The 12,620-nt window shown below is 70.1% G+C and carries 10 protein-coding genes and 1 pseudogene; 8 read left to right on the forward strand and 3 right to left on the reverse strand.

Annotated features, from left to right (window positions below; genetic code table 11):
* Positions 1-161, forward strand: a pseudogene (locus GH681_RS04470) (IS256 family transposase); the annotation flags it as partial.
* Positions 162-509: 348 nt separating this feature from the next.
* On the opposite strand, the gene GH681_RS04475 reads toward GH681_RS04470, so the two are convergent.
* Positions 510-1,322 (reverse strand): SDR family oxidoreductase, encoded by an 813-nt coding sequence (locus tag GH681_RS04475; RefSeq protein WP_153160238.1) that lies wholly within the window; start codon positions 1,320-1,322, stop codon positions 510-512.
* A gap of 138 nt (positions 1,323-1,460) precedes the next feature.
* Between GH681_RS04475 and putA the strand changes: the two genes are divergently transcribed.
* On the forward strand, positions 1,461-5,108 hold the full coding sequence (gene putA / locus GH681_RS04480; protein WP_153160239.1) for a bifunctional proline dehydrogenase/L-glutamate gamma-semialdehyde dehydrogenase PutA: 3,648 nt from the start codon (positions 1,461-1,463) through the stop codon (positions 5,106-5,108).
* A gap of 123 nt (positions 5,109-5,231) precedes the next feature.
* On the opposite strand, the gene GH681_RS04485 is transcribed toward putA, so the two are convergent.
* Together GH681_RS04485 and GH681_RS04490 are read right to left on the reverse strand one after the other, a co-directional pair.
* A complete protein-coding gene (locus tag GH681_RS04485; RefSeq protein ID WP_298625426.1) occupies positions 5,232-6,998 on the reverse strand; it encodes a PQQ-dependent methanol/ethanol family dehydrogenase in 1,767 nt (588 codons plus the stop codon).
* A 17-nt stretch (positions 6,999-7,015) separates the two neighbouring features.
* Positions 7,016-7,264, reverse strand: a complete 249-nt coding sequence (locus GH681_RS04490) for a hypothetical protein (RefSeq protein ID WP_153160241.1) — start codon at positions 7,262-7,264, stop codon at positions 7,016-7,018.
* Between the two features lie 204 nt (positions 7,265-7,468).
* Between GH681_RS04490 and GH681_RS04495 the strand changes: the two genes are divergently transcribed.
* The 6 genes from GH681_RS04495 to GH681_RS04520 are packed head-to-tail and all read left to right on the forward strand — an operon-like array spanning position 7,469 to position 12,616.
* Positions 7,469-8,248 (forward strand): quinoprotein dehydrogenase-associated SoxYZ-like carrier, encoded by a 780-nt coding sequence (locus GH681_RS04495; RefSeq protein ID WP_228111776.1) that lies wholly within the window; start codon positions 7,469-7,471, stop codon positions 8,246-8,248.
* Positions 8,245-9,195 carry a quinoprotein relay system zinc metallohydrolase 1 gene (locus GH681_RS04500; protein ID WP_153160242.1) on the forward strand — a complete coding sequence of 317 codons (951 nt, stop codon included), beginning with the start codon at positions 8,245-8,247 and terminating at the stop codon, positions 9,193-9,195. The genes GH681_RS04495 and GH681_RS04500 overlap by 4 nt, the downstream gene beginning before the upstream one ends.
* Positions 9,192-10,001, forward strand: coding sequence for an energy transducer TonB (locus GH681_RS04505; protein ID WP_153160243.1), 810 nt, complete (start codon positions 9,192-9,194; stop codon positions 9,999-10,001). The genes GH681_RS04500 and GH681_RS04505 overlap by 4 nt, the downstream gene beginning before the upstream one ends.
* A complete protein-coding gene (locus tag GH681_RS04510) occupies positions 9,998-11,455 on the forward strand; it encodes an ATP-binding protein (RefSeq protein WP_228111777.1) in 1,458 nt (485 codons plus the stop codon). Before GH681_RS04505 ends, GH681_RS04510 begins: the two co-directional genes overlap by 4 nt.
* The gene (locus GH681_RS04515) at positions 11,452-12,087 is read left to right on the forward strand and encodes a response regulator transcription factor (protein WP_153160244.1); all 636 of its coding nucleotides are present in this window, start codon (positions 11,452-11,454) and stop codon (positions 12,085-12,087) included. Before GH681_RS04510 ends, GH681_RS04515 begins: the two co-directional genes overlap by 4 nt.
* A 31-nt stretch (positions 12,088-12,118) precedes the next feature.
* A complete protein-coding gene (locus tag GH681_RS04520) occupies positions 12,119-12,616 on the forward strand; it encodes an SRPBCC family protein (protein WP_153160245.1) in 498 nt (165 codons plus the stop codon).
* Positions 12,617-12,620: the final 4 nt, after the last annotated feature.

Genomic DNA, 12,620 nt, shown 5'->3' on the forward strand with positions numbered 1-12,620 from the left:
GGGGCCACTTCCCGACGGATGAAGCGGCCACCAAGCTGATCTGGCTGGCGCTGCGCAACATCACCGACGGATGGCGGGGAACGATGACATGCTGGAAAGGCGCCATGAACCAGTTCGCCATCCTGTATGGCGAGCGCTTCATTCCGGCGGTCACAAAATGAGAACCGCCGATTGATCCCGGCCATGGCCGGGATCAATCGAAATTCGCCTCGAACACAAAATTACTGACACTCCCGACACTCCCGCGGGTTGGCGCTTTTTTGCTCCCGGTTGGGAGCAATTTCCTTCCAGCCCGGAGCGATGCGCTCCCGACCGGGAGTGATTTCGTCCGAGTCGGGAACGTTTTGCTCCCGGTCGGGGCGAAAGAGCTCCCGGTTCGGAGCTTTTTGCTCCCGATTCGGACGGATGAGCTCCCGGTTGGGAGCAAAAAGCTCCGAACCGGGACAAATTTGCTCCCACCCCGGAGCAAAAGGCCCCCAAGCGCGAGCACTCGGGCAAACGCCGGGCGGTCAGTCGTCGCTCGCCCCCGGCGACACCGCCGAGCCGGCCAGGATGCCGCCGTCGATGGTCAGCTCGGAGCCGTTCACATAAGGCGCCTCGTCCGAGGCCAGCAGCACGCACACTGCCGCCACCTCTTCCGGGCGGCCGAAGCGGCGGGCCGGGTTGGCGCGCACGAAGGCCTGCATGCGCGCCTCGCGCCCGGGGCCGGAACCGAGCATCGGCTCCCACATGGGGGTGAGGATCGCCGCCGGGTGCACCGAGTTGCAGCGGATCGGCAGGCCCTGCTCGGCGCAGTACAGCGCCACCGTCTTGCTGTGGTTGCGGATGCCGGCCTTCGACGACGCGTAGGCCGACGCGCCGGGCACGCCCACCACGCCCGAGCGGGACGACATGTTGATGATCGAGCCCACGTTGCCCCGGGCGCGCATGGTCTGGATCGCGAAGCGGCAGCCCAGGAAGGTGCCATCCAGGTTGGTGTGATGCACCCGGCGCCAGTCGTCAAGGCTGGCGTGCTCCGGGCTCTGGGGGCCGGAGCCGGTCTCGAAGCCGGTGATGCCGGCGTTGTTCACCAGCGCGTCGAGCTGCCCGGCCTCGGCGACGATGCGCGCCATCGCCGCCTCCCAGTCGGCTTCCTCGCGCACGTCGAGGCGCAGATAGACGGCGTTGCCGCCGATCGAATCGGCCACCGCCTGGCCGCGGGCGTCGTCGATGTCGCTCACGTAGCAGCGGGCGCCCTCCGCGGCAAAGGCGCGGGCGATGGCCTCGCCGATGCCCCGGGCAGCGCCGGTCACCAGGGCCACTTTATTGTTCAGACGGTTCATGCGTGCTCTCCAGGCAGAAGGTGAAAGGGCGGACGATGCAAAATCCGCCCGCCATTATCCGCCCGTCGCGAAACTCCCGCCCGCCGCCGCGCTCGAACCCCTGTAGCACACCCCATCGTCGTTCGAGGAGCCCGCGCCATGAACGCCCCGCCCGACCGCCGCGCCGCCGACCACCGTGCCGCCATCTCCGCCCACTGCCGCAGCGACGAAGCGGCCCGGGTTGCCGCCCTCGCCGCCGAACTCGCCGCCGTGCCCCTCGACAGGGCCGCCGTCGCCGAGCACGCCCGGGCGCTGGTGGTGGCGGTGCGCCAGCAGCGCGAAGGGGCCAGCGGGGTGGACAACCTGATGCACGAGTTCTCGCTCTCGACCCAGGAAGGCATCACCCTGATGTGCCTGGCCGAGGCCCTGCTGCGCATCCCCGACACGGCCACCCGCGACCGCCTGATCCGCGACAAGATCGCCAAGGGCGACTGGCGCGCCCGCCTGGGCCACAGCCACTCCCTGTTCGTCAATGCCGCCACCTGGGGGCTGATGCTCACCGGCCGGCTGGTGGCCACCCACAACGAGCACACCCTCGGCGGCAGCCTCGCCACGCTCATCGCCCGGGGCGGCGAGCCGCTGATCCGGCGGGGGGTGGAATTTGCGATGGGCCTGCTGGGCCAGCAGTTCGTGATGGGCGAGACCATCGCCACCGCCCTCAAGCGCAGCGAAGAGAAGATCCGTCAGGGCTACACCCACTCCTTCGACATGCTCGGCGAGGCCGCCGCCACCCGCGCCGATGCCGAGGCTTACACCAACGCCTACGAGCGCGCCATCCACGCCATCGGCAAGGCCAGCGCCGGGCGCGGGGTGATCGCCGGGCCGGGCATTTCCATCAAGCTCTCGGCGCTCCACCCCCGCTACTGTCGCGCCCAGCGCCAGCGGGTGATGGACGAGCTCTACCCGCGCCTCGTGGCGCTAATGCAGCTCGCCTGCGGCTACAACATCGGGGTGAATATCGACGCCGAGGAGGCCGACCGGCTCGAACTCTCCCTCGATCTCGTCGAACGCCTGCTCGCCGAGCCGGATCTGGCCGGCTGGACGGGCCTCGGGGTGGTCGTCCAGGCCTACCAGAAGCGCTGCCCCTTCGTGATCGAGCATCTGGCCGACCGGGCGCGCGAGCACGGCCGGCGCATCATGATCCGGCTGGTCAAGGGCGCCTACTGGGATAGCGAGATCAAGCGCGCCCAGGTGGACGGCCTGGCCGGCTACCCGGTATTCACCCGCAAGGTGCACACCGATCTTTCTTACCTGGCCTGTGCCGCCCGCCTGCTGGCGGTGGCCGACCGGATCTACCCCCAGTTCGCCACCCACAACGCCCACACCCTCGCCAGCGTCACCCGCATGGCCGCCGACCGGGGCGTGGCCGAGTACGAATTCCAGTGCCTGCACGGCATGGGCGAGCCCCTCTACGACAACGTGGTCGCCCCGGGCCAGCCCGGCGGGCGCTGCCGCATCTACGCCCCGGTGGGCAACCACGCCAGCCTGCTGCCCTATCTGGTGCGGCGCCTGCTGGAAAACGGCGCCAACACCTCCTTCGTCAATCGCATCGTGGACGACGCCGTGCCGGTGGACGCCCTGCTCACCGATCCCCTCGACGCGGTGCGCCGCGACGGTGGCCGCCCCCACCCGGCCATTCCCCTGCCGCGGGATCTCTTCGGGCCCACCCGGCGCAACTCCGCCGGGCTCGATCTCGCCAGCGACGCCGAGATCAACCGGCTCGACGCCGAACTCGCCCTCCTCGCCCCGCGCCCCTGGCACGCCGAGCCGCTCCTCGCCAGCCACCCGCCCTCCGGCACGCCCTACCTGCCCGTGACCAACCCCGCCAACCGGCAAGACCACGTGGGCACCGTACTCGAAGCCACCCTCACCGACGTGGCCCGTGCGGTGGAGGCCGCCGACACCTTCGCCGACGACTGGCACGCTGTGCCGCCAACCCGCCGGGCCACCGCGCTGCGCGCCGCCGCCGACGCCTTCGAGGCCCACCGCGCCGAGTTCATCAGCCTGTGCATCCGCGAAGCCGGCAAGACCCGCGCCAACGCCATCGCCGAGGTGCGCGAGGCGGTGGATTTCTGCCGCTACTACGCCACCCAGATCGAACACCTGCCCCCCAGCGCCACCGCGCCCGGGCCGGTGGTATGCATCAGCCCGTGGAACTTCCCGCTGGCGATCTTCGCCGGCGAGGTGGTGGCCGCGCTGGCCGCCGGCAGCCCGGTGCTCGCCAAGCCCGCCGAGCAGACGCCCCTCACCGCCGCGCTGGCGGTGCATCTGCTCCACGCCGCCGGCGTCCCCCGGGCGGCCCTGCAGCTGCTGCCCGGCCGGGGCGAACGGGTGGGCGCCGCGCTGGTGGCCGATCCGCGCATCCGCGGCGTGATCTTCACCGGCTCGACCGAAGTTGCCGGGCTCATCCACCGTCAGCTCGCCCAGCGCCCGCCTGAGGCCCGGACCCCTCGCCTGATCGCCGAAACCGGCGGCCAGAACGCGATGATCGTGGACGCCTCGGCGCTACCCGAGCAGGTAGTGCAGGACGCCCTCGCCTCCGCCTTCGACAGCGCCGGCCAGCGCTGCTCGGCCCTGCGCGTGCTGTGCCTGCAGGAAGAGATCGCCGACCGGGTGATCGAGCTCCTCGCCGGGGCGATGATGGAGCTCTCCATCGGCAACCCGGCGCGGCTGTCCACCGACGTGGGCCCGGTGATCGACGACACCGCCCGCGCGACGCTCCTCGCCCACATCGACCGGCTGCGCACCATCGGCCACCGGGTGATCCAGTGCCCGCTGCCCGACCCCTGCGCCACCGGCAGCTTCGTGCCGCCCACGCTCATCGAGATCGAGAGCATCGCCGAACTGGAAAGGGAGGTCTTCGGCCCCGTGCTGCATGTGCTGCGCTACCACGCCGGCCGGCTCGACGAACTCATCGACACCATCAACGCCACCGGCTACGGCCTCACCTTCGGCATGCACAGCCGCATCGACGAGCGCATCGATACCGCCACCCGCCGCATCCGCGCCGGCAACCTCTACATCAACCGCAACCTGATCGGCGCCGTGGTGGGCGTGCAGCCCTTTGGCGGCGAAGGCAGATCCGGCACCGGGCCGAAGGCCGGCGGGCCGTTCTACCTGCCGCGGCTGATGGGCGACCTGTCGGTGCCGCCGGCCGCCCTCGGGCTCATGCCGGACGACAGCGGCGTCGACGACTGCCGCCTCGCCCGCTTCGACACGCTGCGCGCCTGGGCCCACCACGAGGGTCTGCGCAGCCTGGCCGAAGCCTGTGCCGATTTCGCCACCACCTCGCCGCTGGCCTGCCGGGCAACGCTCCCCGGCCCCACCGGCGAACGCAACACCCTGGGGTTTGCGCCCCGCGGCACGATCCTGTGCGTGGCCGACGACCGGGACACCCTGCTCGTCCAGCTTGCCGCCGCGCTGGCCACCGGCAACACGCCGGCAGTGGTGCACGGCGCCGTGGCCGCCGCCGCCCTCGACGCCCTCCCGGACGGGCTGGCCGCAGCCGTCGTGCAGATCGACGAGGACGCGATCCTCACCGTGGATGGCGTACTCCATGCCGGCAGCCCCGAGCGCCGCGCCGACCTGCACCGCCGGCTGGCCGACCACCCGGCACGCATCCTGCCGCTGGTCGAAGCGGGGCCCGACGGGCGCTACCCGCTGTACCGGCTGGTGGTGGAAAGGGCCGTGTCGATCAACACCGCCGCTGCCGGCGGCAACACGAGCCTGATGACCCTCGCCGTCTGAACACCCCTGTCGCCGCCCTGCCTGACGCCAACAGTCAAAAAAAACGGCACGGACGCTTTCGCATCCGTGCCGTTTCCGCAACCAGGCGGCCCGATGTTCCGGGCCACCTACTCCCAATCGGGATTACTTGCCGTTGTGCAGCTTGAACACCCACACGGAACCACCCTGTTCCAGGAAGTTCACGCGACGGGCCACATCGCCGCCCCACAGGGGAACCGCACCGCCCCAGCCGGACACCACGGCCACGTACTGCTCGCCGTTTTCCATCCAGGTGACCGGGGGAGCCACCACGCCGGAGCCGGTCTGGAAGGACCAGACTTCCTTGCCGGTCTTGGCGTCCAGCGCCTTCAGGTAGCCTTCGGGGGTACCGTAGAAGGTCAGGTTGCCGGCGGTGGTCAGCACGCCGCCCCACAGGGGAGCGAAGTTCTTGTTTTCCCAGACGATCTTGCCCGAGACCGGATCGACCGCGCGCAGCGCGCCGATGTAGTCGTCGTGCAGGGCCTTGATGGTGAAGCCCGCACCCAGGTAGGCGGCGCCGCGCTTGTACGAGACCGGCTCGTTCCAGATGTCCATCGCCCACTCGTTGGCCGGCACGTAGAACAGGCCGGTCTGCGGGTTGTAGGCGATCTGCTGCTGGTTCTTGCCGCCCAGGAAGGACGGAGCAGCCGTAACGCTCTTGCCCTTCTTGCCATCGGCGCTGCCGGACGGATCGCCCGGGCGGTTCTCGTCCACGTAGATCGGACGGCCGGTGTTCATGTCGAAGCCCTTGGCCCAGGTGATGTCCTTGACGAAGGGGAAGATGTTGAGCGGCTTGCCGTTGGTACGGTCGAGCACGAAGAAGAAGCCGTTACGGTCAGCCTTGCCACCCGCCTTGATGATCTTGCCGGTCTTCGGGTCCTTGTAGTCGAAGGAGACGAATTCGTTCACACCGTCGAAGTCCCAGCCGTCGTGCGGGGTGGTCTGGTAGTGCCAGACGATCTTGCCGGTATCCGGGTCGATGGCCACGGTGGCGGAGGAGAACAGGTTGTCGCCGGGGCGCAGGTGGCTGTTCCACGGAGCCGGGTTGCCGGTGCCGGCGAAGACCAGGTTGGTGTCGGGATCGTAGGTGGCGCCGTTCCAGGTGGCCGCGCCGCCGGTCTTCCACAGGTCGCCGGTCCAGGTGGCGTTGAGGGTGCCGGAGATGCCGTTCTCGACCTTCTCGCCATTCACCCACTTGTAGCCCATGTGGCCTTCAACGGTCGGACGCATCCAGACCATCTTGCCGGTCTTGGCATCGCGGGCTTCCATGCGGCCCTGCACGCCGAACTCGCCACCGGACACGCCGGTGATGACCAGGCCCTTGACGATCAGCGGAGCCGCCGTGGCAGAGTAGCCGGCAGCGTAGTCGTCGATCTTGTCCTTCCAGACAACCTTGCCGGTGTCCTTGTTCAGGGCCACGAGCTGGGCGTCGAGGGTGGCGAAGATCACCAGGTTGTCGTAAAGCGCGGCGCCGCGGTTGATCACGTCACAGCACGGCATGATGCCTTCGGGCAGACGGTGCTCGTACTTCCACAGCTTCTTGCCGGTCTTGGCGTCGAGGGCGAAGATGCGGCTGTAGGAGGCCGTCACGAACATCTTGCCGTCGTGCACCAGCGGCTGGGATTCCTGGCCGCGCTGCTTCTCGCCGCCAAAGGAGAACGACCAGACCGGAACCAGGTTCTTGACGGTCTTGGTGTTGATCTTGTCCAGCGTGCTGAAACGCTGACCCTGCTGGCCAAGGCCGAAATGAACGACGTCGCCGGTGGTCTTCGCATCGTTGAGGATGTCGGCGTCGGTGACTTCCTTCGCCTGGGCGGCGCCAGCAACCATCAGCGCTGCAGCGATGATCGACATCGCAAACGGCTTTTTCATATTTTTGCTCCTTTGGATCATTGAATGTCTCCTTCGAGAAGGTGCTGAAGCACACGACGGACGGGCCACCTCCCGGCCACGCCCGAGTACGCAGCACGGTCAATCCGCAAAAGCCGTGCCATCAACGCGGCCGCATCACGGAAATCTGCATTTCGGGAAAATTTCCCGATATAAAAAGGGCTGTTGGCAACAACGAAACTTTTAATGATCTGCACCAGCCCCGGCCTGATGGGCAATTCGCCCGATACAGCTGCTTCATTCCTCACCAAGTGCTCCAAACTGCAACAGCCCGGCGCGGAACACGTTACGCCGGCACACGGCCACCGGGCAGCGGAAGCCCCCGCCCGGCATCCCCCACCGCCGTTTGAGGCCCTCCGGCCCGCGCCACAACCTCAGGCACGAAGCTTGCAGCCGTTCATCTCATCATAGAGCGCGCCGCCCACGAGCAGGCCGCCACGAGGAGACCAAGCTTGAAACTACTGCACGCCCTTGCGGCCGGGGCATTCGCCGCCGTCTGCACCCTGGCCCATCCCGCCAGCCCGGCCCCCCAGGCCGACCCCCTGGAATCGCCCCGCTGGGGCGACATGCGCAGGGAATTCTTCCCGGCCAAGGCCCGCGTCCGCTTCGACAGCCGGGTCAAGGTCACCGCACCGCTCACCGCCGAGAACGCCCTCAACGTGCCCGTGAGCGTCGACGCCGGCGAGTTGTCCGACGTGCGTGAGGTCGTCGTCTTCGCCGACTTCAACCCCATTGTAAAAATAGTACGTTTCGAGCCCACCGGCGCCCATCCCGCGCTCGGCTTCCGGATCAAGCTCCAGCAATCGTCCCCCGTCCGCGCTGCGGTGCGCACCGGCGACGGCAGCTGGCACGTGGGCGGCACCTGGGTGAACACCGCCGGTGGCGGCTGTACCCTGCCCTCCGCCGGCAGCGCCTCGCCCGAATGGCAGAAGCGCCTCGGCGAGGTGAGCAGCCGGGTGTGGGCCAGGAAGGAAGGCGGCGAGCGCATCCGCCTGCGGGTGATCCACCCGGAAGACACCGGCCTCGCCGCCGGCGTGCCGGCCTTCTTCATCCAGGACCTGCGCCTCACCGATGAAGCCGGCCAGCCCCTGATGCACATCGAGGGTTTCGAACCCCTGTCCGAAAATCCGGTCTTCACCGTAGACATCCCCGCCGCCCGCGCCGCCGCCGGCTACCGGGTGAGCGGCCGCGACAACAACGGCAACACCATCTCGGCAGCGATCGAAAAATGAAGCGCGTCGCCCGAACCCTCACCGCCATCTTCACCCTCGGCTGGGCCCTGCTGCTCGCCGCGGCCGACATGGACTACGGCCTCGCCCCCGAGCAGATCGCCCCCGACACCTGGGTGCTCACCGGCCGCAGCGAAGACTTCAGCACCCAGAACGGCGGCAACATCGTCAACACCGCCTTCGTCGTCACCTCGGCCGGCGTGCTGGTGATCGACAGCGGCCCCAGCCGGGCCTATGGCGAGCAGCTGCGCCGGGCCATCGCCCGGGTCACCGACAAGCCGGTGGTGATGGTGGTGGACACACACCACCACCCGGATCACTTCCTCGGCAACCAGGCTTTCCCTAAGGAAACCCTGGCCGCGCTGCCCGGTACGATCCACGGCATTCACACCGAAGGCGGCAACCTCAACGAGAACATGTACCGCCTCACCGGCGACTGGATGGCCGGCACCGAGCCCGTCGCCCCGGCCCGCCAGCTCGCCGCCGGCCCGCTGCAGCTGGGCGACCACCGGTTCGAGCTGCTCGCCCTCGATGGCCACACCGAGGCCGATCTCGCCATCCTCGACCGCCAGACCGGCGTGCTGTTTGCCGGCGATCTGGTCTTCAACAACCGCGCACCCACCACGCCCCACGCCCGCCTCGACGCCTGGAACGCCGCCCTCGCCAAACTCGAAGCCCTGCCCTTCACCCGCCTCGTGCCCGGCCACGGCCCGGTGAGTACCGACGGCGCCCCGATCCGCCAGACCCGCGCCTGGCTAGCGTGGCTCGATGAGACCCTGCGCCAGTCTGCCGAAGAAGGCCTCGACATGACCGAGGTGCTGGCCCTGCCGCTGCCCGCCGGGTTCCGCCGACTGGCCGTCTCCGAGGCCGAATACCGCCGCTCGGTCGGCCAGCTCTACCCCGCTTATGAGCAGCGCGCCCTCGCCCGGGACGGAAAGGCTGCCCGATGAACGCCGCACCCACCTTCGCCATGCCCTGGCCCGAGGTGCCCGCGCCGCGGATCAGCCGCCCCCTCAAGCTGGCCATCGCCGCCTCCATCGGCGTACATGTGCTGGCGCTCGCCTGGCAGCACGATCTCCTGCCCAAGGCAGACGACACCCCGCCCACCCTGAACGTGGTGCTCCGTGCCCCGGCCCCGGTCGTCCAGCCGGCCCCGGCGCCCGAACCCGTCGCCCGCGTCGAGTCCGTCGAGCCCCCGGCCCCGCGGATCACCCGCCCGGCCAAGGTGGATCCCATCTCCGCCCCCCGTGCGGCACCGGTGATCACCCGCGCGGCCGCGCCCGACGTTCCGGCGATCCGCACCGAAACCCCGCGGCCCGCGCCGGTCGCCACCCCGGCACCAGCCCCTGTGGTCGCCGAAGCGGCCCCGGCCCGCCCCGCCGCATCGACCGTCGCTCACGCCGAGCCGGCTGCCCCCATCCACGCCGCCCCGGCCGCCGACGAGCCCGTAGACCCGGCCCTCCTCGAACGCTACGGCCGCAACCTGTCCAGCCTGTTCGCCCGCCAGCAGAACTACCCGCGCATCGCCGCCATGCGCGGCTGGGAGGGCGAGGTGCAGGTGCGCATCACCATCGCCCGCAAGGGCACCATCGTGTCCACCCAGGTGGTCCGCTCCAGCGGCTTCGACGTGCTCGACCAGAACGCCGTCCAGCTGGTCACCGCTGCCGGCCCGCTTCCCCGCCCGCCCGAGAACCTGCAGAACCGCGAGTTCCAGGTGATCGTCCCGGTGCACTACAAGCTGGAGAAATCATCGTGAGCAACGCCACCACCACGGCCGTGCCCGACGACACCGGCTGGCAGTCGCGCAGTGGCCCCCGCCCCATGTCCCTGCGCCTGCGCCTGAGCCTGGTGCTCACCGCCCTGGCGGCCGCCCTGGTGCTGGCTGGCGCGGCCATGTGGGTGCGCGACGCGCGCATCGCCATCGCCGAGGAAGTCACCGCCGCCAACCGGGTGGCCGCCCAGTGGCTGGGCGCCGCCGCCCGGGGCGCCGCCGAAGGCGACCCGGCCTGGAGCGAGGAGCGCCTCATCGCCCACCTCACCGCCGTCGGCCGCATCCGCGCCCACCACCTCGAAGCCCGCGACCCGGTGGGCAGCGTGGTGTACCGCTCGCCGCCCTCCGCCTACAAGGCCGGCCACGACGCCCCCGCGTGGTTTGCCGATTGGCTCGGCCCGGACATGCCGGCCCTGCAGCTTCCCGCCGGCCGGCTCACCCTGTCGCTCCAGCCCGACGCCTCCCGGGCGCTGGTGGATCTGTGGGACGACCTCTCCGCCGCCGCCGGCCGTGCCCTGCTGGCGCTGGCCGGGCTCTTCGCCGGCTGCTGGCTGGCCCTTGACCGGGCCCTGCGCCCCCTCGACAACGTGATGGCTGCCCTCGGTCGCGCCGGGCAGGGGCGTTTCGACACCCGCCTGCCCGAAACCGGCCCCGCCGAGCTCGCCCGCCTCGCCCAGGCCTTCAACGGCATGGCCGGCCAGCTCGACCACGCGGTCTCCGAGAACGTCCGCCTCACCCAGCAGCAGGCGGTAGCCCGCGCCATCACCGAACGCCTGGAAGCCGACCGCCGCGCCATCGCCCGCGAGCTCCACGACGAGTTGGGCCAGAGCATCACCGCCGTCGCCGCCCTGGCCGGCGCCATCGTCCAGCGCTGCACCGACAACCCCGCCGTGAGCAAGAGCGCCGAAGTGATCCGCGACGTGGCCTCGCGGATGCACGACGACGTGCGCGCCCTGCTCACCCGCCTGCGCCCGCCCACCGCCGGCAGCAACGAGGAAACCCTGGCCGACGCCGTGGGCAGCTACCTCGCCGCATGGCAGAGCCGCCACCCGGACATCGAGCTGTCGTCCGAGCTCTTCGCCGGCCCCTATCCGCTGCCCGACGACATCACCCTCACCGCCCTCCGGGTGGTGCAGGAGTCGTGCACCAACATCGTCCGCCACGCCCAGGCCCGCCGCGTCCGGGTGCGCCTGCTGCGTGAGGAATCCGGCCTGGTGGTCGAGGTGTCTGACGACGGCCGCGGCATCGAGCCCGCCACGGGTCAGGCCGGCTTCGGCCTCACCGGCATGCGCGAGCGGGTCGCCGCGGTGGACGGCCAGCTCGACATCGCCAGCCCCCACGGCGGCGGCACCCGCATCCGCGCCCGCCTGCCCCTGCCCCCGGTGGCCGCTGCCGCCGACGCCACGACCCGACTCGCCCCGGAGCCCGCCCTGTCATGAAACTCGATCACCTGACCCTCGTGCTCGCCGACGACCACGCCATCGTGCGGATGGGCTTCCGACTGCTCCTCGAAGGCGTCGGCGCCCGGGTGCTGGCTGAGGCCGACAGCGGCGAAGCCGCCCAGCGCCTGTTCGCCGAGCACACCCCGGACGTGCTGGTGATGGACCTGTCGATGCCCGGCTGCGGCGGCCTGTCGGCGCTGGAGCGCATCCTCGCCCGCGAGCCCGCCGCCCGGGTGCTGATCGCCTCGGCCCACGCCGACGCCCTCACCGCCGAACGCACCCTCAAGGCCGGCGCCGCCGGCTACCTGTGCAAGCGCAGCGCACCCGACGAGCTCCTCCGCGCGGTGTGCCTGGTGGCCGCCGGCCAGACCTACATCGACCCGGAGATCGCCGCCGTGCTGCGCCGCGCCGACCGCCCGGAGCACCCGGCCGAAGCTCTCACCGACAAGGAATTCCACGTCTTCCTGCAGCTTGCCCAGGGCCACTCGGTGGCAGAGGTGGCCGACACCTTCCACCTCAGCCCCAACACCGTCGGCACCCACCTTTACCGCATCAAGCAGAAGCTCGGCATCCAGAACATGGCCGAACTGGCGATGGCCGCCGTCCGCGCCGGGCTGATCGAGGTCTGACCACGCAGCACCCCCACCCCCCGGAGACAACATGAAAAACAAGGCATCCCTCTTCGTCGCCATCCTCGCCCTCAGCGCCGCCCTGCCGGCTGCCGCGGGCAACACGCTCAAGGTCCAGGAGCATATGGACATCGCCGTTCCGCCCGCCAAGGTCTGGGACACCGTGCGTGACTTCGGCAGCCTCGCCTGGCACCCGGCCGTCGCCACCACCACCCTCGACAAGGGCGAAAAGGACAAGCGCGGCGCCGTGCGCACCGTCACCACCAAGGACGGCGCCAAGCTGGTCGAAGAGCTGCTCAACCATCGCGATTCCGAGCGGATGCTCAAGTACCGCATCATCGACTCGCCGCTGCCGGTGAGCGGCTACGTGTCCACTCTCAAGGTCAAGTCGGCCAAGGGCGGCAGCCGCGTCGAATGGTCGTCCACCTTCAAGGCCAAGGGCGCAGACACCGCCACCGCCAAGAACGCCGTGCGCGGCATCTACACCAGCGGCCTCGACGCCCTCAAGCAGCAGCTCGAAGCCAAGTAAGCAG

The organism is Zoogloea sp. 1C4 (assembly GCF_009469605.1).
Lineage (GTDB): Bacteria > Pseudomonadota > Gammaproteobacteria > Burkholderiales > Rhodocyclaceae > Zoogloea > Zoogloea oryzae.